Annotated in this window: 20 protein-coding genes; 6 read left to right on the top strand and 14 right to left on the bottom strand. The window is 61.3% G+C overall.

Features of this window, described 5'->3' with window-relative positions; genetic code table 11:
• Positions 1-67: 67 nt before the first annotated feature.
• From ugpB to ACP3TA_RS06725, 7 genes are all read right to left on the bottom strand, one after another.
• Positions 68-1,387, bottom strand: a complete 1,320-nt coding sequence (gene ugpB / locus ACP3TA_RS06755) for a sn-glycerol-3-phosphate ABC transporter substrate-binding protein UgpB (protein WP_426784573.1) — start codon at positions 1,385-1,387, stop codon at positions 68-70.
• Between the two features lie 187 nt (positions 1,388-1,574).
• Positions 1,575-2,762, bottom strand: a complete 1,188-nt coding sequence (locus ACP3TA_RS06750) for a PLP-dependent aminotransferase family protein (protein ID WP_206196343.1) — start codon at positions 2,760-2,762, stop codon at positions 1,575-1,577.
• 44 nt (positions 2,763-2,806) lie between these two features.
• Positions 2,807-3,508, bottom strand: coding sequence for a high-affinity branched-chain amino acid ABC transporter ATP-binding protein LivF (gene livF / locus ACP3TA_RS06745; RefSeq protein ID WP_015376292.1), 702 nt, complete (start codon positions 3,506-3,508; stop codon positions 2,807-2,809).
• A gap of 4 nt (positions 3,509-3,512) precedes the next feature.
• Positions 3,513-4,280, bottom strand: a complete 768-nt coding sequence (livG, locus tag ACP3TA_RS06740; RefSeq protein WP_004934389.1) for a high-affinity branched-chain amino acid ABC transporter ATP-binding protein LivG — start codon at positions 4,278-4,280, stop codon at positions 3,513-3,515.
• Complete coding sequence (locus ACP3TA_RS06735) at positions 4,277-5,560, bottom strand: high-affinity branched-chain amino acid ABC transporter permease LivM (protein ID WP_042783462.1); 1,284 nt, start codon at positions 5,558-5,560, stop codon at positions 4,277-4,279. The genes livG and ACP3TA_RS06735 overlap by 4 nt, the downstream gene beginning before the upstream one ends.
• Positions 5,557-6,483: a high-affinity branched-chain amino acid ABC transporter permease LivH gene (gene livH, locus ACP3TA_RS06730; RefSeq protein WP_015376290.1), complete on the bottom strand. Its 927-nt coding sequence runs from the start codon at positions 6,481-6,483 to the stop codon at positions 5,557-5,559. The genes ACP3TA_RS06735 and livH overlap by 4 nt, the downstream gene beginning before the upstream one ends.
• A gap of 117 nt (positions 6,484-6,600) precedes the next feature.
• Entirely contained in the window at positions 6,601-7,716 is a 1,116-nt protein-coding gene (locus ACP3TA_RS06725) for a branched-chain amino acid ABC transporter substrate-binding protein (protein WP_025304902.1), read from the bottom strand.
• Between the two features lie 405 nt (positions 7,717-8,121).
• Between ACP3TA_RS06725 and panM the strand changes: the two genes are divergently transcribed.
• From panM to ACP3TA_RS06710, 3 genes are read left to right on the top strand one after another with little or no spacing between them, the layout of a single operon-like run.
• A complete protein-coding gene (gene panM / locus ACP3TA_RS06720; protein ID WP_033644987.1) occupies positions 8,122-8,514 on the top strand; it encodes an aspartate 1-decarboxylase autocleavage activator PanM in 393 nt (130 codons plus the stop codon).
• Positions 8,511-9,728 (top strand): DUF3142 domain-containing protein, encoded by a 1,218-nt coding sequence (locus ACP3TA_RS06715; RefSeq protein ID WP_201884522.1) that lies wholly within the window; start codon positions 8,511-8,513, stop codon positions 9,726-9,728. Before panM ends, ACP3TA_RS06715 begins: the two co-directional genes overlap by 4 nt.
• A 43-nt stretch (positions 9,729-9,771) precedes the next feature.
• Positions 9,772-11,784 carry a hypothetical protein gene (locus tag ACP3TA_RS06710; protein ID WP_373275452.1) on the top strand — a complete coding sequence of 671 codons (2,013 nt, stop codon included), beginning with the start codon at positions 9,772-9,774 and terminating at the stop codon, positions 11,782-11,784.
• Between the two features lie 64 nt (positions 11,785-11,848).
• Here ACP3TA_RS06710 and rpoH read toward each other — a convergent pair whose 3' ends face one another.
• The 4 genes from rpoH to ftsY all read right to left on the bottom strand — a co-directional run bounded on the left by rpoH (position 11,849) and on the right by ftsY (position 16,286).
• Positions 11,849-12,706, bottom strand: coding sequence for an RNA polymerase sigma factor RpoH (rpoH, locus tag ACP3TA_RS06705; RefSeq protein WP_004934345.1), 858 nt, complete (start codon positions 12,704-12,706; stop codon positions 11,849-11,851).
• A gap of 316 nt (positions 12,707-13,022) precedes the next feature.
• Positions 13,023-13,976: a permease-like cell division protein FtsX gene (ftsX, locus tag ACP3TA_RS06700; protein ID WP_033636680.1), complete on the bottom strand. Its 954-nt coding sequence runs from the start codon at positions 13,974-13,976 to the stop codon at positions 13,023-13,025.
• Positions 13,966-14,637 carry a cell division ATP-binding protein FtsE gene (ftsE, locus tag ACP3TA_RS06695; RefSeq protein ID WP_004934337.1) on the bottom strand — a complete coding sequence of 224 codons (672 nt, stop codon included), beginning with the start codon at positions 14,635-14,637 and terminating at the stop codon, positions 13,966-13,968. The genes ftsX and ftsE overlap by 11 nt, the downstream gene beginning before the upstream one ends.
• Positions 14,638-14,642: 5 nt before the next feature.
• Positions 14,643-16,286 (bottom strand): signal recognition particle-docking protein FtsY, encoded by a 1,644-nt coding sequence (gene ftsY / locus ACP3TA_RS06690; protein ID WP_206196342.1) that lies wholly within the window; start codon positions 16,284-16,286, stop codon positions 14,643-14,645.
• Between the two features lie 242 nt (positions 16,287-16,528).
• Here ftsY and rsmD point away from each other — a divergent pair, with 242 nt between their 5' ends.
• Both rsmD and ACP3TA_RS06680 read left to right on the top strand, forming a co-directional pair.
• The gene (rsmD, locus tag ACP3TA_RS06685) at positions 16,529-17,149 is read left to right on the top strand and encodes a 16S rRNA (guanine(966)-N(2))-methyltransferase (protein WP_033644994.1); all 621 of its coding nucleotides are present in this window, start codon (positions 16,529-16,531) and stop codon (positions 17,147-17,149) included.
• Entirely contained in the window at positions 17,139-17,411 is a 273-nt protein-coding gene (locus ACP3TA_RS06680; protein WP_004934327.1) for a DUF1145 family protein, read from the top strand. The genes rsmD and ACP3TA_RS06680 overlap by 11 nt, the downstream gene beginning before the upstream one ends.
• A gap of 3 nt (positions 17,412-17,414) precedes the next feature.
• Here ACP3TA_RS06680 and ACP3TA_RS06675 read toward each other — a convergent pair whose 3' ends face one another.
• The gene (locus ACP3TA_RS06675; protein WP_033644996.1) at positions 17,415-17,771 is read right to left on the bottom strand and encodes a DUF2500 domain-containing protein; all 357 of its coding nucleotides are present in this window, start codon (positions 17,769-17,771) and stop codon (positions 17,415-17,417) included.
• 160 nt (positions 17,772-17,931) lie between these two features.
• Here ACP3TA_RS06675 and ACP3TA_RS06670 point away from each other — a divergent pair, with 160 nt between their 5' ends.
• On the top strand, positions 17,932-18,558 hold the full coding sequence (locus tag ACP3TA_RS06670) for a lysoplasmalogenase (protein WP_033644998.1): 627 nt from the start codon (positions 17,932-17,934) through the stop codon (positions 18,556-18,558).
• Positions 18,559-18,598: 40 nt separating this feature from the next.
• On the opposite strand, the gene ACP3TA_RS06665 is transcribed toward ACP3TA_RS06670, so the two are convergent.
• Together ACP3TA_RS06665 and ACP3TA_RS06660 are read right to left on the bottom strand one after the other, a co-directional pair.
• Positions 18,599-18,976: an AprI/Inh family metalloprotease inhibitor gene (locus ACP3TA_RS06665; protein ID WP_025304893.1), complete on the bottom strand. Its 378-nt coding sequence runs from the start codon at positions 18,974-18,976 to the stop codon at positions 18,599-18,601.
• Between the two features lie 54 nt (positions 18,977-19,030).
• Complete coding sequence (locus ACP3TA_RS06660; RefSeq protein ID WP_033644999.1) at positions 19,031-20,494, bottom strand: serralysin family metalloprotease; 1,464 nt, start codon at positions 20,492-20,494, stop codon at positions 19,031-19,033.
• Positions 20,495-20,540 lie beyond the last annotated feature (46 nt).

Here is a 20,540-nt window from a genome sequence, read left to right as displayed (position 1 = left end):
CATTAATCGGGTACGGAAGGATCGGCATGAAGACGCGAGCCCGGTCTACCGGGCCCGCGACGCGGGGTTACTTGGTCGAAGCTTCGAAGCGGCGCAGCAGCACGTCACCGCGCTGCACGGCGGCGTCCAACGCCTGCTGAGGCGTTTTCTTGCCGGTCCACACGCCTTCCAGCTCCTCATCCACCACGCTGCGGATCTGCGGCATGTTGCCCAGGCGCAGGCCCTTGGTGAACGGCAACGGCGGCTTGTTCAGCATCTGACGAGTGGCGACGTCGGCACCCGGGTTCTTGTCGTAGAAGCCCTGCTGCTTGGTCAGATCGTAAGCCGCGGTGGTGATCGGCAGATAGCCGGTCTTCTGGTGCCATTCGGCGGCGATTTCCGGCTGCGCCAGGTACTGCAGGAATTCGGCCACGCCCTTGTAGGTGGCGGCGTCTTTGCCGTTCATCACCCACAGGCTGGCCCCGCCGATGATGGCGTTTTGCAGCGCATTTTTCGCGTCGGCGTCGTACGGCATCATGCCGACGCCGTAGTTGAATTTGGCGTAGTGCTTGATGTCCGCCAGCGAACCGGATGAGGCGGTGGTGATGGCGCAGTCGCCGTTATAGAACTTCTCGGTGGATTCGTCTTTGCGGCCGAAATAGGTGAAGTCGCCCTTCTTGTTCATCGCTTCGAGCAGCGCAATATGTTTGACCTGCAGCGGTTGGTTGAACTCCAGCTTGGCGCTGGTGCCGCCAAAGCCGTTGTTTTCACTGGCGAACGGCACGCCGTGCCAGGCGCTGAAGTTCTCCAGTTGGATCCAGCCCTGCCAGCCGCTGGCGTAACCGCACTTCATGCCGGCTTCGCGCAGTTTGGCGGTATCCGCCGCCAGTTCCTGCCAGGTTTTCGGCGGTTGTTCCGGGTTCAGGCCGGCCTTTTTGAAGGCGTCTTTGTTGTAGTACAGCACCGGCGTGGAGCTGTTGAACGGCTGCGACAGCAGATGGCCGCTCTTGTTGTCGGTGTAATAGCCGGCCACCGTCGGCACGAACACCGACTCGTCGAAGTTGATGCCGGCCTCTTTAAACACTTCATAGACCGGTTTGATGGCTTTGCTGGCCATCATGGTGGCGGTGCCCACCTCGTAAACCTGCAGGATCGCCGGCGCCTTGCCGGAGCGGTAAGCGGCGATGCCCGCCGCCAGGCTCTGTTCGTAGTTGCCTTTATAAACCGGCACAATCTTGACGTCGCTGTGCGACTGGTTGAAGCGATCCGCCAGAGAGTCCACTTCTTTACCCAGTTCGCCTTCCATCGAATGCCAGAACGGGATTTCTGTCGCCGCCAGCGCCTGTGCGCTGACCGCCAGGGTCAATGCGACGCACAGCGTGGTTTTGCGAATAGCGTAGGTGAGCATGCCTAACTCCTGAAAAAGCTGGTGTAAAAGCGCGTGAGCGAAAAGAATCAGTTTTTTGTTCGGAAGCTAACATGCCATGCGCGGATGACAGAAAAATAACCGTTAGATGACAGCCACATGACGGCAAGGTGAAGTGAAGATGGCGGTTTGATGTCGGCGGCGGGCATGGGCTCCGCCGCCGCGAGGATTACAGCGAACGGCGCAGGCGCGCGACCGCTTCTTGCATCTGCTGCTCGGTGGCGGTGGCGAACGACAGGCGGAAGGTCGAACGATCCGGGTTGTCGGAGAAGAAGTATTCCCCCGGCACGAACACCACACCCTGCTGCAGCGTGGTGTTCAGCCATTCGGTGGCGTTGAACGGCTGGCGGAAACGCGCCCACAGGAACATGCCGCCCTTCGGTTTATCGAAGGTGATGTAGTCGCCCAGCTCCTGCTCCACCAAACCGGCCAGGATCTCGCCCTTGTGTTTATAGGCGGCGCGGATCTTGTCGATCTGCGCCGGCAGGCGATCCAGGCCAAGGTAGCATTCGACGATGCTCTGCGACAGGGCGCTGGCGTGCAGATCCGCCGCCTGTTTGATGATCGCCACTTTATGCAGCAGGAACGGCGGCAGGATCGCCCAGCCCAAACGCAGGCCCGGCGCCAGGATCTTGGAAAAGGTCGAGGTATAGATGATGTGGTCGGTGTTGCCCAGCACCTGCTGCGACACCTGATGCAGCGTCGGGTGGCGCTCTTCGGTGAAACGCAGCTCGCCGTACGGATCGTCTTCGATGATCAGGAAGTTATGTTCGGCGGCCAGCTTCACCAGCCGTTCGCGGCGCGCGGCGCTGAGGGTGATGCCGCTGGGGTTGCCGAAGTTCGGCACCACGTACACGCCCTTGATGCGCTGGGTTTTCAGCAGCTCGGCCAGCTCTTCCACCACCATGCCGTCGCTGTCGGACGAGACCGACATGATGTTGGCCTCCGCCAGTTCCAGCGTTTGCAGCGCCGCCAGGTAGGTCGGGCGCTCCACCACGAACACGTCGCCCGGGTTGACGATGGCGCGCATCACCAAATCCAGGGCCTGCTGAGAGCCGGCGGTGACCATCACCTCTTCTGCGCGCGCGGTGACGCCGCGCTCGGCGCACAGCGCGCAAATGCGCTCACGCAGCAGCGGGCTGCCCTCGGTCAGGCCATACTGGAATGCGCTTTTCGGCTGTTCGGTGATCGCCTGCTGGGTGGCGATGCTCAGTCCTTCGAAATCGAACAGCGCATCAGAGGGGATGCCGCCCGCCAGCGAAATGACGTGTTCCATCTTGCTGTGCTTAAGCAATTCACGGATGGCCGAACTTTTTACGTTAACGATGCGCTGCGCGAGTAACCCTTCTGTCTTCATTTCTTCTTCTCGTACCTGATTATTTTAATTCGTAGGGGGGCGGATTAACCGCCCAGATACGCCGACCTCACTGCTTCGTTGGCTAACAATGCAGCCCCCGTATCTTCCAACACCACGCGGCCGTTTTCCAGCACATAACCGCGGTCCGCCAATTTCAGCGCCTGATTGGCGTTTTGCTCCACCAGAAAGATGGTCATGCCCTCTTCCCGCAGCTGCTGAATGATGTCGAAAATCTGCTGGATGATGATGGGCGCCAGCCCAAGCGAAGGTTCGTCGAGCAGCAGCAGCTTCGGCTGGCTCATCAGCGCGCGGCCGATGGCCAACATCTGCTGTTCGCCGCCGGACATGGTGCCGGCACGCTGGCTTCGGCGCTCCAGCAGGCGCGGGAACAGCGTGAACACCCGTTCGATGCGCTGCTGATATTGGTGACGATCGGCGAAGAAGCCGCCCATCGCCAGATTTTCTTCCACCGTCATGCGCGAGAAGACGCGCCGCCCTTCCGGCACGATCGCCACCGCTTCGCGCATGATGCGCGAGGTTTGCCACTGGGTGATGTCCTGCCCCTGGAAGACGATGCTGCCTTCGCTGGCGCGCGGTTCGCCGCACAGGGTGCCGAGCAGCGTGGTTTTACCGGCGCCGTTGGCGCCGATTAACGTCACGATTTCGCCCTGACTAATCGTGAGACTGACCTGATGCAGCGCCTGGATTTTGCCGTAATGGGCGGATACCTGATTGAATGACAACATATTATTATTCGCCCAAATAAGCCCGGATCACGTCCGGATTGTTGCGGATCTCCGCCGGTGTGCCCTGCGCCAGCGGCGTGCCCTGATTCACCACGTAAATGCGATCGGAGATGCCCATCACCAGCTTCATGTCGTGCTCGATCAGCAACACCGAGACCTTATGCCGATCGCGCAGCTCGACGATCAGATGATCCAGCTCGTCGGTCTCTTTCGGGTTCAGACCGGCGGCCGGTTCGTCCAGCATCAGCAGCTCCGGCCGGGTCACCATGCAGCGGGCGATCTCCAGCCGACGCTGCTGCCCGTAGGCCAGGTTGCCCGCCGAACGGTTGGCCATCGATAGCAGGCCGACGCGCTCCAGCCACTCCGCCGCGCGCGCCAGCGCCTCGGCTTCGGCGCGGCGGAAGGCCGGGGTTTTCAGCAGCCCGGCGAACACGCCGCTTTTCAGGTGCTGATGCTGCGCCACCAACAGGTTCTCAATCACCGTCATTTCACGGAACAGCCGCACATGCTGGAAGGTGCGCACTACGCCCATACGGGCGATGGCCTGCCCCGCCAGCCCTTCCAGATGGCGATCGCGCAATTTGATGGTGCCGCCGCTCGGGCGGTAGAAACCGGTCAGGCAGTTAAACACCGTGGTTTTACCGGCGCCGTTGGGGCCGATCAGCGACACGATTTCGCCTTCATTGAGCGTCAACGCGACATTGTTGACCGCCAGCAGCCCGCCAAAACGCATTGACAGGCCTTCCACCTGCAGTAAAGGTTGAACGCTCATGCCTGTTCCCCCTTGCCCGCGTGAATGTCCGCCGCCTGCAGCTTCAGCTGCGGCCGTTTCATCGGCAACAGCCCCTGCGGCCGCCAAATCATCATCAGCACCATCAGAGCGCCCAGCAGCAGCATGCTGTATTCATTCAGATCGCGCATCAGCTCGCGCGACACCACCAACAGGATCGCCGCCAGAATGACCGCGAACTGCGAGCCCATGCCCCCCAGTACGACGATCGCCAACACGAAGGCCGACTCGACGAAGGTGAAGGATTCCGGGCTGACGAACCCCTGGCGCGCGGCGAACAGCGTGCCGGCAAACCCGGCGAACGCGGCGCTGATGGTAAAGGCGGTCAGCTTGATGCGCGTCGGGCTGAGGCCCAGCGAGCGGCAGGCGATCTCGTCTTCGCGCAGCGCTTCCCAGGCGCGCCCGAGCGGCATGCGCAGCAGGCGGTTGATGACGAACAGCGTCAGCACCACCAGCAGCAACGCCACCAGGTACAAAAATACGATGCGATCGCTCGGATCGTATTTCAGGCCGAAGACGTTATGGAAGGTATCCCAGCCGCCGTCGCGCACGCTGCGGTTAAACTCCAGGCCGAAGAAGGTCGGTTTCGGGATCTGGCTGATGCCGTTCGGCCCGCCGGTGATTTCGGTATTGTTCAGCAGCAGGATGCGCACGATCTCACCGAAGCCGAGCGTCACGATCGCCAGATAGTCGCCGCGCAGCCGCAGCACCGGGAAACCGAGCAGGAAGCCGAAGGCGGCGGTGACGATGCCCGCCAGCGGCAGGCTCTCCCAAAAGCCGAGGCCGTAATAATGATTCAGCAGCGCATAGGTGTAGGCGCCGATGGCGTAGAAACCGCCGTAGCCGAGCACCAGCAGACCGGACAGGCCCACCACCACGTTGAGGCCGAGGCCCAGCATCACGTAGATCAGCGTCAGAGTGGCGATATCCACCGTGCCGCGCGACACCAGGAACGGCCAGGCGACCGCCGCGACGAGCAGCAGAGCCGCCAGCAGCTTTTGCCGCGGCGTGGTGCCGTCGAAGCTCGGCAGCACGAACGCCGGGCCGGAGACCTTTTTCAGGCCCTGCTGCAGCAGCGGGCGCAACAGCTGGAAGAAAAAGACGATGACGCAGCCGATGCCGATCCACATCCAGCGCACTTCCGCCGCGCCGTGCACCACCAGTTTGGTGCCGTCCAGGCTGAGCTGCATGCCCATCAGGAACGACGCCATCACGAACAGCACCGCCGTGGCGATCAGCGCATTGAGCAGATTGAGTTTCATACTTTCTCAACCTCCGGACGCCCGAGGATACCGGTCGGCATGATCAGCAGCACCACGATCAGCAGCGCGAACGACACCACGTCTTTGTATTCGGTGCTCAGGTAGGCGGAGGTCAGCGCTTCCGCCACGCCCAGCACCAGGCCGCCGATCATCGCGCCCGGAATGCTGCCGATACCGCCCAGAACCGCGGCGGTGAAGGCTTTCATACCGGCCATAAAGCCGATGTAAGGGTTGATGACGCCGTAGAACTGGCCGAGCAACACCCCGGCCACCGCCGCCATCACCGCACCGATGACGAAGGTCAGCGAGATCACCCGGTCCGTGTTGATGCCCAGCAGGCTGGCCATCTTCAGATCTTCCGCACAGGCGCGGCAGGCACGGCCCATGCGCGAATAGCGGATAAACAGCGTCAGCGCCAGCATCGCCAGGAAGGTCACGAGCCAGATGGTCAGCTGCATGGTGCTGATGGTGGCGGCGAAGCCGTTGCTTTCCCCCAGCACCCACTGGCCGGTGACCAGGCTGGGCAGCGCCAGATCGCGTGAGCCCTGCGTCAGGCTGACGTAGTTTTGCAGGAATATCGACATGCCGATGGCCGAGATCAGCGCAATCAGGCGCTTGGAGTTGCGCACCGGCTTGTAGGCCACCCGCTCGATGCTCCAGCCGTAGGCGCTGGCGATGACGATCGAGACCAGGAACGCGGCGCCGATCAGCAGCCAGCCGACGTCGATGCCGAGCATCATCAGGGCGGCGATAACGATAAAGGAGACATAGCTGCCGATCATGTACACCTCGCCGTGGGCGAAGTTGATCATGCCGATGATGCCGTAAACCATGGTGTAACCGATGGCGATCAATGCATAGGTGCTGCCCAACGTTAAGCCGTTGAACATCTGCTGCAGAAAATAGAGGAGCTGCTCTGACATACTCTGAACCCTTGGCTGCGAAACCCGCCGGCGGAGAACCGGCGGGTAAAGGGAGACGGGGCCGACAAGCCGACCCGCCGGGCGCAGCGGGCTGCGCCCCACCCTAATCATTATGGCTTATTTGATCGGTGTGGACGTGCCGTTGGCATGCCATTCGAACACGCCGAACTCGAAGCCTTTCAGATCGCCCTTGTCATCCCAGGTCAGCGGCCCCATCACGGTCTCCACCGGCTTGCCGGTTTTCAGATCCTTGACGATGTCCGCCGGTTCCTGACTGCCGCTGCGCTCCATGCCGGTGGTCAGCGACTGCAGCGCGGCATAGGTGGTCCAGACGAACGGGCCGGTCGGATCCAGCTTCTTGGCTTTCAGCGCATCGACGATCGGCTGGTTGGCAGGCACCTGATCGTAGCGTTTCGGCAGCGTCACCAGCATGCCTTCCGAAGCGGCGCCGGCGATGTTGGACAGTGAGGAGTTGCCCACGCCTTCCGGCCCCATGAAGCGGGTAGTCAACCCGGCCTGTTTGGCCTGACGCAGGATCTGGCCCATTTCCGGGTAGTAACCGCCGAAGTACACGAAGTCGATATTCTCTTTCTTCAGACGCGCCACCAGGGTGGAGAAGTCTTTGTCGCCGGCGGTGATGCCTTCGAACATCGCCACTTCGGTGCCCTGTTTTTTCAGGCTGTCGCGCACCGAGCGCGCCAGGCCTTCGCCGTATTGTTGCTTGTCGTGCACCACGGCGATGCGCTTCGGCTTGATGTCGCTGAGGATGTATTTGGCGGCGGTCGGGCCCTGATCCGAATCCAGGCCGGTGGTGCGCAGGATCATCTTGTAGCCGCGGGTGGTCAGATCGGCGTTGGTGGCCGCCGGGGTTATCATGATCACGCCTTCGTCTTCATAGATATCGGACGCCGGCTGGGTGGATGAGGAGCACAGGTGGCCGATCACGTAGCGAATGCCGTCGTTGATCACCTTGTTGGCGACCGCAACCGCCTGTTTCGGGTCGCAGGCGTCGTCGTATTCCACGCCGACCAGCTTGTCGCCCTTGATGCCGCCCTTGGCGTTAATGTCGGCAATCGCCTGGCGCGCGCCGGTAAATTCCATGTCGCCATACTGCGCGACCGGTCCGGACATTGCCCCGACGATCGCCACCTTGATGTCTTTCGCCATGGCCGCCTGGCTCATGGCCATCGCAATACAACCCGCCAGCAGTGCCTTACCTGTTGTTAATTTCATCCGCAAATCCCCATCTGTCGTTGTGAACGTACCTGTTGTGTTTGCCTGCGCCCGATCGTTATTGACCGCTTTTGTTATAAGTAATAATGATTTAGGCGTTTTGTTGGTATTATTTTCTAATAAGACTTTATTTTTCATACCATTAAACAGGAATTTTCTGCTGCAAATCAACTTCATCCGACAGAAACAAGCGGTGTAAACAGGATAAAATTCGAATTAAATCTGCGCTGTTTACCTTGAGGCGTAGCGCGTTGTGCTGGTTAACAATCCGTTTACTAACTATTTACTCGGAAAATGCCCCGTGCAAAAAACATATTGCACAGTAATCGTACAGAAAAACTTACACAACGCTCTGCACAAGATCTATTACACTGTCGGCATCATTTAGCTGCGCGGAAATTCTGCATGAAACTGACCATCGAGCGCCTGACCGCGCTGTCCCCGCAAGACCTTATCGACCTCGGTAAAATTTGGCCGCACCAGCAGCCGGAACAGTGGCAGAGCTGGCTGAGCGGCGGCAAGGCGCTGTTCGCCGCCCGCTTCAACGAGCGTCTGCTGGGCGCGGTGAAAATTGCGCTGCAGGACGACCGCGCCGAACTGCTGGATCTGCTGGTACGCGAAGTGACGCGCCGCCGCGGCGTCGGTCTTTACCTGGTGCAAGATGCACAGCGTCAGCTGCCGCAGGTCGCCCATTGGCAGCTGTCGACCGCCGGTCTGGCGCCGCGCGAACGTGGGGAAGTCGATAACTTCATGCGCGCCTGCGGCTTCGCGCCGCAGGGCGATCTCTGGCAAAAATGAAACGCTGGCTGGCGGCGCTGGTCTTGATTGCGCTGGGGTTGGCGGCCTGGTTCGCCGGGCGTCAGCAGGCGCTGCGCCAGGCCTCAGGCTGGGATCAGCAGGTTTACGTTTGGCAGCGGGTTTGGACGCCGCAACACGCCGATGCGCTGGCGCGCAGCCGCGATCTGTTCGGCGCGCTGCGGGTGCTGGCGCTGCAGGTGCATCCACGCGAAGGCTGGCGGGAAATCCCGGCCGATCTCAGCCTGCTGAAGCGGGACGGCCGCCCGCTCTGGCTGGTAGCGCGCCTCGACGGCCAGCTGCCGCAGCTGGACCAAGAAGCCATTATCCAGCGTCTGCTGGCGATCACCGAGCGCTGGCAGGCGGCCGGGCTGCCCGTCACCGGCGTCGAGATCGATCATGACGCCGCCACGGCTCGCCTGCCGGATTACCAACGTTTTCTGCAGCGGCTGCGCCAACGGCTGCCCGCCGCTTTGCAACTCGGCATCACCGCCCTGCCCGCCTGGATCGGCTCGCCCAACTTGCCCGGCGTACTGCAACAGGCCGACAGTTCCGTTCTGCAAGTGCATGCGGTGCTCTCACCGCAGCAGGGGCTGTTTGACGGCCCGCTGGCGCTGCGCTGGGTGCGGCAGTACGCCGCCGTCACACCGAAACCGTTTCGCGTCGCGCTGCCGGCCTATGGCATGGCGCTGTTGGGGTTTGATGCGCAGGGCGCGCAGGTGGAGAGCGAATCCTCGCTGCGCGTAGCCGGCAACGGCCGCGAACTGACGGTCGCGCCGCAGCAGCTCGCCGATTTTCTGCAAACGCTGGCGCAGCAAACGCCGCCCCGGCTGCGCGGCGTGATTTGGTTCCGACTGCCGCTGGCGGACGATCGGCGCGCCTGGTCGCTCGCCACGCTGCGAGCGGTGATCGAACGGCGGCCGCTGAATGTAGACTGGCAGGTAAAATTTAGGCCTCAGCCGCAGCAAAACGGGCTGTATGATCTGATAATTCACAACAACGGGCCGGTGGACGCCCCGCTGCCGCAAGAGGTGGTCATCCGCGCCGACGACTGCCTGGCGGCGGACGCGGTCGGCAACTACCGGCTGGAATCCGCACCGCAACGGCAACGCTTTATTCGCATCAGCAGCGACCAGCTGCGAGCCGGGCAATCCCGGCCACTGGGCTGGCTGCGCTGCCAACAACTGACGCCAGGAGGCACCCTTGTCACACCTTGATTCGCGCGCGGCACGGAACACCCGCCGCCTTCTTCCGCTGGCCATGCTGATCGGCGCCGCACTGCCGCTGGGCGGCTATGCCTGCGGCCCGGATTTTCCTAACCGGCTGCTGATCGATCGCAACGGCACCCTGCTGTATATGCCGGAGGGCAATTTCGCCTTCGAAGCCGGCCGGCTGGTGCCGGCGGACAGTCAGTTGCCGCACTGGCAAGCCCCGCCGCCGCCGATGCCGCCGAAACCGATGCCGCAATCGCCGGAAACGATAGCGATAGGCAAAATGCGCGCCGCCAAAACGGTGGAAGAGGCTGACGCCGTCAATACGCAGGGGTTGTCCAACGCCGCGCGTCTCTATCAACTGGGCGCCGTGGCTTTCGCCAGCCACGATCCGCGCGCCGCAGACTATTTCCAGCAGGTGCTGAAGCTACCGGCCGCCGAACAGGGCGACTGGGGACTGCGGGCGCAGTATTCGCTTGGCCGCGTACTGATGGCTGACCACGGGACGCCGGTAAACGAATCCGGTGAAGCGGCCCCCGCCGCCGAGCACCCGCCAAAAGCCGCGCTTGAACAGGCGCTGACGGCATTCCAGCAGGTGATCGACCGGGTGAAAAGCGGCGCCGCCGATCCCGATCAGTTGGCGCTGAGCAGCCTTGGGCAGCAGGCGCGCATCCACCTGTGGCTGGGTGACGTCGCCTCCGCCGCCCATCTGTACGCGCAACAGGCGGCGCAGGGCGATCCGAGCGGCGGGCAGTCGCTGCAGTACGTCTCCAGCTTCCTGGTCAATCCCGACCATTTGGACACGCTGAAACAGATTATCGGCGATCCGTTGATCCAGCAGCTGGTGACCATTGAGCTGTTCGCCCGCAGCGGCAACCTGCAAATGGCGGATACCGACGGCAACGGCCGCTCCGCGCAAATCATCAACCAGATCCTGACGCTGCTGGACGGCTCAGTGAAAAGCGGCTTCGCCGGCAGCGATCGGCTGGCGGCGCTGGCTTACCGTTCGGGGCAGTACCCGATGGCGGCGAGCCTGCTGAAAAACGCCGGCGACAGCGGCCTGGCGTGGTGGCTGCGCGCCAAAATGGCGCTGCGCGACGGTGACGTGAAAGCCGCCACCGCCGCCTACGCCAAGGCGGCAAGCGCGTTCCCCGCCGACGAAAGCTGGGGTGAACAGCGCAACGCCGACTTCGTCGCGGAAACCATCGTGCCCGAGTGCCGGGTGGCCGGCGAACAGGCCATCCTGGCGCTGAACCGAGGCGACTATCTGCAGGCGATGGACCTGCTGTATCGCGGCAAAGCGCTCTACTGGGCCGACGTGGCCGACGTGGCGGAACGGGTGCTGACCGTCGATGAGTTGAAAGGCTTTGTCGATAAGCACGCCCCGGCGCCGACGACGCCGCTCAAGCCGGTTAATCCGGACGATTACGGCGGCCAGCAGATCACGCCGGAGGTGCAGCTGCGCGAACTGCTGGCGCGGCGGCTGATGCGCGCCGGGCGATCGCCGGAGGCGCTGGCCTACTTCGATATTCCCAACTACCGGCAAGCGGCGCAGCAGTTCGCCGACGAGCTGAAGGCCGCCAAGGACAAATCCGCTGCGCCGCTGGCGCGCGCGCAGGCTTACTATCGCGCCGCCAACCTGCTGCGCGCCCAGGGGCTGGAGTTTACCGGCTATGAGATGACGCCGGATTACGCCATCTATGGCGCCGGCTATTCCTATCTGGGAGATGCGTTCGATACCCGCGAGCTGAAGCATAAAAGCTGGATCGACAGCGCCGAAGCGGCGCGCGCCAAGGCGGCGCTACCGGCGGAAGACAACCGTTTCCTGCACTATCGCTGGCAGGCGGTGGGGCTGGCGCAACAGGCGGCCGATCTGCTGCCGCCTAAGAGCCAGGCCTATGCCGCCGTGCTGTGTAACGCCGCCAGCTGGGTTATCAAACGCGATGCCAAAACCGGCCGGGCGCTTTATCAGCGCTATATCAACACCGGCACCCGTTATCCGTGGGCGGCGAAATTCGGCTACGACTGCCCGGCGCCGGACTTCGCCGCCGTGGCGCCATAACGCCGAATTTCAGGCACTAAAAAGCCCGGCTTGCCGGGCTTTTTTTATCGAATCTCGCATCGACTCAGGCTTCGATCGCCATTTTCAGTTTCTTCATGGCGTTCTTTTCCAGCTGGCGCACGCGTTCGGCGGAAACGCCGTACTGATCGGCCAGCTCCTGCAGCGTCGATTTGTTGTCGTCATCCAGCCAACGGGCGCGGATGATATGCTGGCTGCGCTCGTCCAGACCTTCCAGCGCATAGGCCAGTTTGTCTGCGGCGTTGCTTTCCCAGTTATCTTCCTCGATGCCTTCGGCGAAGTCCGAGCTCTTATCCTGCAGGTACAGCACCGGCGCCATCGACTGGCCATCGCGGGCCTCGTCGTCCGGAGTCGGATCGAACGTCATGTCCTGCGCCGCCATGCGCGATTCCATCTCGCGCACGTCTTTGCTGGTGACGCCCAGCTCACGGGCCACCAGTTCCACTTCGTCCTGGTTGAACCAGCCCAAACGCTGTTTGGTTTTGCGCAGGTTAAAGAACAGCTTGCGCTGCGCTTTGGTGGTCGCCACTTTCACGATGCGCCAGTTGCGCAATACGTACTCGTGGATTTCCGCCTTAATCCAATGCACCGCAAAGGAAACCAGACGCACGCCGACTTCCGGGTTGAAGCGGCGAACGGCTTTCATCAGGCCGATGTTGCCTTCCTGAATCAGATCCGCCTGCGGCAGACCGTAGCCTGAATAGTTGCGGGCAATATGAGCGACAAAGCGCAGGTGAGACAGGATGAGCTGCTTAGCGGCATCCAGATCGCCCTGATAATGCAGCCGTTCAGCCAGCTCCCGCTCTTCCTCTGCCGTCAGCATCGGATAGGCGTTGGCTGCCCGGATATAGGCTTCCAAGCTACCTTGGGGTACTAAGGCTAAAGTTTGCATTTCTTTGGTCATTCAAACCCTCTCTATGAGAATACAAAATCATGCAGGTGATTATTACAGCGGGGAAATGATTGATTCTACGGCAGTTGCTGAAGCAAAAGCGGTTCCACACGCCGGGCACCTTAACATTTGCTGCAATTTTTGACCGTACTCCGCCCTAAAAGTTCACCTTTTTTGCAAGCATTGTTGCTGACAATACGTGACGAGGGTGCAGGCCGATAGGGAATTTGTGCGCTAAGAAGAGAGGGATGGTGCTGACTTCGCTTGAGGTCACTCTTCTCCCGCAACGCGATCAAAAGCAGCAGGAGAAGAGTATACCAAAAAAATCTTACTGTGGTGTAAATCGGCGTAAATGTTGCACCGTCGCCAGCCAGGCGGCGATCCAGCCGATCATCGCGGAGATGATCAGCAGCAGCAGCGCCTCATCCCAGCCCAGCCCGTGCAAGGTGAAGGTGGTGCCGAATACCTTGGCCACCCCGGCGACCACCGACTCCAGCTGCCACACCAGCGCGCCGGACAACACCAGCGACAGCAGCGCGCCGGCAAAACCCAGCATCGCCCCGCCGTTGAGGAACGGCCGCAGAATAAAGCCGTCGGTGGCACCGATCAGCTTCATCACGTTAATGGTGTCGCGGCGGCTGAAGATGCTCAGACGCACGCTGTTGCCGATCACCAGGAACACCGCCACGATCATCAGCACGCCGATGATCGCCGCGATCTGACCCGCCAGCCCGGTCAGCGCCGCCAGGCGGGCAAACCAGCTGTCATCCATACGCACTTCTTCCACGCCCTGCACCGCCGCTACGCGATCGCGCAGGGTGTTGAGGGTATCCGAACTCTGGAAGCTCATCTTCGGCGTGACGATCGCCACCGCCGGCAGCGGGTTCTCTTCCAGCATGTCCAGCGCGCCGCCAAAGCCCGACCAGTTGCGGAACTCGCCGCGCGCTTCTTCACGCGACAGGTAATTGACCTTCTCCACGCCGGCTTCCGCCTTGATGGCGTCGAGCACTTTCAGCGCGGCGTCGTCATCGAGCGATTTATCCAGATAAACGGTCAGCTGCGGCGTTGGATACCACTGGCTGGCCGCGGTGCTGACGTTTTTCCACACGATGTAGCACACGCTCGGCAGCGTCAGGGAAATGGCGATCACCATCACCGTCAGCAGCGTCGCCAACGGCTGACGCAGCATGTCTTTGATGGCGTTCATCCAGGCGTAACGCCACTGTTCGCGCCAGCCGCCGCGCAGCGCCTTGCTCTTGGCGGTTTTTGCGTTATTGGCCATGGTGAGCGCCCCCTTGCATGCGGCCCTGGCTCAGCGTCAGGATGCGGTAATTGCGGCGGGCGATAAGCCCGGTGTCGTGCGTCGCCATCAGTACGGTCACGCCGACGCGGTTGAATTCTTCAAACAGGCGCAGAATGCCTTCCGACAGCGCATCATCCAGGTTACCGGTCGGTTCATCCGCCAGCAGCACCGCCGGCTTGTTCACCACCGCACGGGCGATGCCCACGCGCTGCTGCTCACCGCCGGACAGCTGAATCGGGAAGTTTTTCGCTTTATCCAGCAAACCGACCTTGTCCAGCGCGGCGGAAACGCGGCGGCGGATATCTTCGGTGCTGGCGCCGGCGATGATCAGCGGCATCGCCACGTTGTCATACACCGTGCGATCCAGCAGCAGGTGGTGATCCTGGAAGATCATGCCGATCTGCCGACGCAGGAACGGCACCTCGCGGTTTTTCAAGCGACTGATGTCGTGACCGCCAAACCAGATGTGGCCGGCGCTGGGCCGTTCGATACCGCAAATCAGTTTCAGCAGGGTACTTTTCCCCGCGCCGGAATGGCCGGTCAGAAACGCCATCTCCGCCGGGCGCAGATGGAAATCAACCCCCTGCAGCGCTTGCCGTCCGCCCAGATAAGCTTTACTGACCTGTTCAAAGCGAATCATCCGTATTAATCCTCTCGGGCAAAAAGTGCCTCAATAAAATCGTCAGCCTTAAACGGCCGCAAATCTTCGATGCCTTCCCCGACGCCGATATAGCGAATCGGGATACCGAACTGATCGGCGATGGCGAAGATCACCCCGCCCTTGGCGGTACCGTCCAGTTTAGTCAGCGTGATGCCGGTTAAGCCCACGGCCTCATTAAATAATTTCGCCTGACTGACCGCATTCTGGCCGGTGCTGGCATCGAGCGTCAGCATAACCTCATGGGGGGCCTGGTCGTCCAGTTTTTTCATGACGCGGACGATCTTCTTCAGCTCTTCCATCAGGTGCGATTTGTTCTGCAGACGGCCGGCGGTATCGGCGATCAACACATCGATGCCGCGCGCCTTGGCGGCCTGCACCGCATCGAAGATCACCGAAGCGGAATCCGCGCCGGTATGCTGCGCCACCACCGGAATGCGGTTGCGTTCACCCCACACCTGCAGCTGCTCCACCGCGGCGGCGCGGAAGGTATCCCCCGCCGCCAGCATCACCGACTTGCCTTCCGCCTGGAATTGACGCGCCAGCTTGCCGATGGTGGTGGTTTTACCCACGCCGTTCACCCCGACCATCAAGATGACATACGGGGTTTTCCCGCTGACATCCAGCGGCTGATCGACCTTGGCCAGAATTTCGGACATTTCCTCCTTCAGCTTGCCGTACAGCGCTTCGGCGTCTTTCAGCTGCTTGCGGCTGGCGTGCTGGGTCAGGGAGGTGATGATTTTGCGCGTGGTGTCCACGCCGACGTCAGCGATCAGCAGCTGTTCTTCCAGCTCGTCGAACAGATCGTCGTCGATCTTTTTACCGCGGAACAGCCCCATAAAGCCGGAGCCGAGGTTTTGTTTGGTCTTCAGCAGGCTGCGTTTCAGGCGGGCGAAGAAGCCTTCTTTGGTCGGCCTTTCCTGTTCTTGCGCCGCGGCCGGCACCACCGGCTCAAGCGGTTCTTCTTCCACTTCCGGCACGGATTCAGGTTCAACGACCGGCACCGGCTCAGGTTGGACGACCGGCTCAGGTTCGACGACCGGCTCAGGCTCAACAACCGGCTCAGGCTCGACGACCGGCTCGGGTTCAACCACCGGCTCGGGTTCAACCACCGGCTCAGGCTCAACGACCGGCTCAGACTCGACGACCGGCTCAGGTTCAACGACCGGCTCAGGTTCAACGACCGGCTCAGGCTCAACCACCGGCTCAGGCTCGACGACCGGCTCAGGCTCGACGACCGGCTCAGGTTCAACGACCGGCTCAGGCTCAACGACCGGCTCAGGCTCAACGACCGGTTGCTGTTGCGCCGCCACCTGTTCGGTGACGCTGACGATCTCTTCGGCCAGCGCTTGCGCCGCCGGCTGTTCAGCCGCCGCCGGCAAATTTTCCGCGATTTGCTCGCCGGCCTGACCGTTATCCCACTCTCCCGGGGTGTCGACGGAGGCGGCAGGTTCAGATTCCTGGGCGGGGAGCTTGTCGTCCAGCTTGGCGGCGGCCGGTGCAGCCAGCGTCTCCGCGGCCTGAGCTTCCGCCTGCTCTACCGGCTGCTCAGGTTGCTGTTGCTCTTCTTCCTTTTCCTTCTGGCCAAAGCCCAGCCAGGAGAAAAACCCACGTTTCTTATCTTTTGCCATGTTATGACTCTACTCCGTACCGAAGGCTCGCTTACCCTACATACCTGAAGGATATATGCTGACAATAATCCGCCGAGTCTATCACTTTCCCTCGCGCAGCAACACGCATCCGGCATGCTTTCCGGTGTGAAATCAGACAACAAAGTTTTACCGTTCCCCCCGACGCCCGTCACCGGTAGAATAGGGACAACTTTTCGTTAACCTCTGCGGCCCCGCGCCGCAAAAGAAATCAAACAACGCTTATGACAAGACTCTCGCCACGGGCGGCGGCCAAAAAACCGCCCCAGGCCGCAGCCGGACAGATCCGCATCATCGGCGGCCAATGGCGCGGCCGTAAGCTTCCGGTGCCGAACAGCCCGGGGCTGCGCCCCACCACCGATCGGGTACGCGAAACCCTGTTCAACTGGCTGGCGCCGGTGATTCAGGGCGCGCGCTGCCTGGACTGCTTCGCCGGCAGCGGCGCATTAGGGCTGGAAGCGCTGTCGCGCTATGCCGGCAGCGCCACGCTGTTGGAATTCGAGCGGCCGGTGGCGCAGCAGCTGGAAAAAAATCTGGCGCTGCTGCAGGGCAAAGGGGTGGTTATCAACACCAACGCGCTGAGCTGGCTGGCGGGCGACGGTCAACCGTTCGACGTGGTGTTCCTCGATCCGCCGTTTCGCAAAGGCCTGCTGGCGGAGACCGCCCTGCTGCTGGAGCAGCGGGGCTGGCTGGCCGACGAGGCCTGGATCTATGTAGAAGCCGAGGCGGAAAGCGCCGCGGCGGACGTGCCTGCCAGCTGGCAGTTGCACCGGGAGAAGGTCGCCGGCCAGGTGGCTTATCGCCTTTATCTTCGTTCGCAAGAGAAAACCGACCATGCTGATTAATCTGGGCCGCCTGCTGATGCTGTGCGTATGGGGCTTCCTGCTCTCTAACCTGTTCCATCCGTTTCCCAAGCCGCTGAAGTATTTCATCGACGTGGCGCTGTTCTTTATGGTGGTGATGCACGGCCTGCAGCTGGTGCTGTTGAAATCCACCCAGCCGAAGGATCAGCCGATCAGCTACTGGCAAGAGGCCAAGATCTTTATCTTTGGCGTGTTCGAGCTGCTGGCCTGGCAAAAGAAACAGCCGCCCATCAAGAAAAAGTGACCGCTACGGCTGAACGGTGAACGAGACGAAGCGCGTGCCCTGCATGTTTAACGTGCCCTGCGCGCCTTTTTCTATCGGGTTGTACTGCCATTGCTTCAGCCGCAGCGTAATGTTTTCACCACCCTGGTTAGGGCTGAACACCACCTCGTAATACATCGGCTCGTTGACCAACGGCTCGCGCTGCGGCGCACGGGTCTTGGCGACCGGGAAGCTCCGCTTGTCACTCACCGTCACCTGCAGACTGCGCATCGGCGCGCGATCGTTTTCCGCCTCCTGCTGGCGCTGTTTGAAGTAACGTTGCGTGGCCAGCACGGCGATCAACGCAATGACGGCGACAAAAAATAACGGTGGCTTACTCATCGGTTTCCCATTTCCTTCACGGTCAAATCGGCGTAAACATAGCATTCTCAAGAAAGCATTGTCGATCGTCGGCAGGCTACCTACACTGAAATGAAGAAGTGACATGGGTGACAGTTTGGAGCCGGTGGTTGCGGCTCCCTCCTACATAAGGAAGACATAAATGAGTTGGCCGTTCCTTGCCGTATTCTTTTCCGGTTGGCTGTTCGTCGACGCCTCTTACCGTGGGCCGCGCTGGCAGCGTTGGGTGTTCAAACCCGTCACGCTGCTGCTGCTGTTGCTGTTGGCCTGGCAGGCGCCGGTGCTCAGCGCCGCGGGTTATCTGATCGTACTCGGCCTGCTGGCAACGCTGATCGGCGATGCGCTGCTTCTGTTGCCGCGCGAGCGGGTGCTGTACGCCATCGGCGCCTTTTTCCTGTCCCACTTGCTGTACACCCTGAGTTTCGCCAGCCAGATGACGTTCAGTCTGTTCTGGCCGCTGCCGCTGGCGCTGCTGGCGATCGGCGCATTGCTGCTGGCCGCCCTTTGGACCCGGCTGGAAGAGATGCGGTGGCCGATCGTCACCTATGTGGCGATGACGCTGCTGATGGTCTGGCTGGCGGGCGAGCAATATTTCCTGCGCAGCACCGATTTCGGCTTCTCGCTGCTGACCGGCACCTCGCTGCTGCTGCTGGCCAACGTGGTTTGGCTGCTCAACCGCTACCGCTTCACCTTCCGCGCGGCGGACGCCATCGTGGCTTTCTGTTACTTCTCCGGCCACTTCCTGATCGTGCGTTCGCTCTACCTGTAGAGACCTGCCGCGGGTTCGGCGCGCCGAACCCGTTTCTTCATCAAGCCAGCGCTTTCAACGTCAGGGCATCACCCGCCCCCAGTTGATTGCGGTACAGATCGCCGTCGCGCGAGAAGAACGCCAGCGTGCTGCCATCCGCCTGCAGCAGGGCGATGCCGTCCGGCGCCGGGCGCCAGCCCACCACCTCGGCCGCAAATACGCTTTGCAGACAACGCTGCCGATCCACCAGCTGGTAGCCGTTGGTCTCGCTTTGCTCATTGGCCAGAAACTCGATTTGGCATTGCCGTTCGCTGTCGGCTACCTGCCATTGCCCCGCCAGCGACTGCGCGGTCGGCAGCGCCAGACTGCCGGCCATCACCGCACTCGTCACCATCATGCCTCCCGCCGCCAGGGCGGCGCGCGTTAAAGTACCTTTCATACCGGCTCCCACATCACGCCCGGCCGAGACTGCGCCGGGCGCTCCGTTGCTGCGTTACACGATAAAGTCAGTGGCGACGTCTACCTGACCGACGATTTTCACCAGGAAGTCCGGCGCCTGATGACCACCGATGTTCACCGACAAATCGGTCACGTTGTTGGAAGCGTTGTAGCTCAGCAGCGCTTCACCGGCCGCGCCGCTGAAGTGATCGACGAAGTGAATGAAATCGCTGCTCTGCGCTTCTTTGTTGAAGAACGAAAGATCAATCTTGTCGATCCCTTTCTGGAAGTCGCGGATCCAGTCTGAAGCGCCCGGCGCGGAATCGCTGGCGGCAGAGAACACGAAGATGTCTTTACCGGCACCGCCCCACAGCTCATCCGCCCCGCCGCCGCCGAACAGCACGTCGTTACCCGCGCCGCCTTTCAGCACGTTATTGGCCGCGTTGCCGACGATCACGTCGTTGCCGGAACCGCCAATGGCGTTCTCGATGGTCACACCGGCGGCGATCGAGACGTTGCCTTTCAGGCCGCCCACGTCGGAGAACGACTTCTCGTTCAGGTTGATGCGCTGGTTAGCGGTATAACCGGAGAAGTCGAAGGTATCGTTGCCACCCGCATCCCAGGCCGCAAAGATCACTTTCTGCGAATTGCTGGTGGTGCTGAGGAAGTCACGACCGGTGTTGGAGTTAAAACCGTACACGGTGTCGCCGGTGCGGGTCGACAGGTTGGCGCCATACAGATGTTGAATGGCGGCAATGTCATCCAGCAGCGGAGCTGCGGCGTAATGACCGCCGTTATCACCACCGGTGTTGGTTTCGCTCCAGTAGCTCATCAGGCTGAACTGACGGGTGTCTTCCGCATAAGTGACGTCGCGATAGGTCGGGTTGCCTTCACCGGCGTTGTAATCGCCCGGATGGCTCAGACCCAGCGCATGGCCAATCTCATGGGTGAACGTCTGGCGGCCGTAGTCTTCGGTCGCCGGATGCTTCACGTTGGACTGGTTGACGTTGTACCAGGTCTGGCCCCCCAGATCCTGCCCCTGCCAAATGGTGTTCGGCAGGAAGGCGTAGGCCTGGGTGCCGTAATCATAGTGGCCGGGACGATCCTGGCTGTAGTTACCGAAGGTGATGTTGGCCTTTTGTCCGGCCGCCACTTCGGTAAAGGTGATATTGGCGACGTCGGCCCAGGACTGCAGCGACAGCTTAGCCTGCTGCTGCTGTTCCGCGCTGAACTTGCTCAGCCCGGTGTCGCCGGCGACGTTGGTGGAAGAGAACTTATAGTCCGGGAAGGAGAAGGTTAATTTGACCGGCTGGCCAAATACCTTGTAACCGTTCCAGGTTTGGTTCTCACGGGTAATAAACAGCCCAGCTTGCTCGTTAGAAAATGAATCCTTGCCATTAATCTGAATCCCGTTGCCCCGCTCATGATAATGCAACAGGTCGTCTACAGCATCGTAGCCGGTTGTGGCGGCCGCGAAGTTGGATTCAGTAATTTCAATTGCCTTTTTAGTAGATTGCATTGGTTCGATTCCACTCATTACCTGATTGATATCAATCAGACAGATA

The organism is Serratia sp. 2C06, from assembly GCF_050037615.1.
Taxonomy (GTDB): domain Bacteria; phylum Pseudomonadota; class Gammaproteobacteria; order Enterobacterales; family Enterobacteriaceae; genus Serratia; species Serratia ureilytica.
The sequence above is the reverse complement of the archived record's forward strand: the minus strand, read 5'-3'. Positions and strand labels throughout refer to the sequence as shown.

Coding starts and splice junctions, on each gene's coding strand:
- ugpB (WP_426784573.1), bottom strand. CDS start 1,387: ATGCTCACCTACGCTATTCGCAAAACCACGCTGTGCGTCGCATTGACC.
- ACP3TA_RS06750 (WP_206196343.1), bottom strand. CDS start 2,762: ATGAAGACAGAAGGGTTACTCGCGCAGCGCATCGTTAACGTAAAAAGT.
- livF (WP_015376292.1), bottom strand. CDS start 3,508: ATGTTGTCATTCAATCAGGTATCCGCCCATTACGGCAAAATCCAGGCG.
- livG (WP_004934389.1), bottom strand. CDS start 4,280: ATGAGCGTTCAACCTTTACTGCAGGTGGAAGGCCTGTCAATGCGTTTT.
- ACP3TA_RS06735 (WP_042783462.1), bottom strand. CDS start 5,560: ATGAAACTCAATCTGCTCAATGCGCTGATCGCCACGGCGGTGCTGTTC.
- livH (WP_015376290.1), bottom strand. CDS start 6,483: ATGTCAGAGCAGCTCCTCTATTTTCTGCAGCAGATGTTCAACGGCTTA.
- ACP3TA_RS06725 (WP_025304902.1), bottom strand. CDS start 7,716: ATGAAATTAACAACAGGTAAGGCACTGCTGGCGGGTTGTATTGCGATG.
- panM (WP_033644987.1), top strand. CDS start 8,122: ATGAAACTGACCATCGAGCGCCTGACCGCGCTGTCCCCGCAAGACCTT.
- ACP3TA_RS06715 (WP_201884522.1), top strand. CDS start 8,511: ATGAAACGCTGGCTGGCGGCGCTGGTCTTGATTGCGCTGGGGTTGGCG.
- ACP3TA_RS06710 (WP_373275452.1), top strand. CDS start 9,772: ATGCTGATCGGCGCCGCACTGCCGCTGGGCGGCTATGCCTGCGGCCCG.
- rpoH (WP_004934345.1), bottom strand. CDS start 12,706: ATGACCAAAGAAATGCAAACTTTAGCCTTAGTACCCCAAGGTAGCTTG.
- ftsX (WP_033636680.1), bottom strand. CDS start 13,976: ATGGCCAATAACGCAAAAACCGCCAAGAGCAAGGCGCTGCGCGGCGGC.
- ftsE (WP_004934337.1), bottom strand. CDS start 14,637: ATGATTCGCTTTGAACAGGTCAGTAAAGCTTATCTGGGCGGACGGCAA.
- ftsY (WP_206196342.1), bottom strand. CDS start 16,286: ATGGCAAAAGATAAGAAACGTGGGTTTTTCTCCTGGCTGGGCTTTGGC.
- rsmD (WP_033644994.1), top strand. CDS start 16,529: ATGACAAGACTCTCGCCACGGGCGGCGGCCAAAAAACCGCCCCAGGCC.
- ACP3TA_RS06680 (WP_004934327.1), top strand. CDS start 17,139: ATGCTGATTAATCTGGGCCGCCTGCTGATGCTGTGCGTATGGGGCTTC.
- ACP3TA_RS06675 (WP_033644996.1), bottom strand. CDS start 17,771: ATGAGTAAGCCACCGTTATTTTTTGTCGCCGTCATTGCGTTGATCGCC.
- ACP3TA_RS06670 (WP_033644998.1), top strand. CDS start 17,932: ATGAGTTGGCCGTTCCTTGCCGTATTCTTTTCCGGTTGGCTGTTCGTC.
- ACP3TA_RS06665 (WP_025304893.1), bottom strand. CDS start 18,976: ATGAAAGGTACTTTAACGCGCGCCGCCCTGGCGGCGGGAGGCATGATG.
- ACP3TA_RS06660 (WP_033644999.1), bottom strand. CDS start 20,494: ATGCAATCTACTAAAAAGGCAATTGAAATTACTGAATCCAACTTCGCG.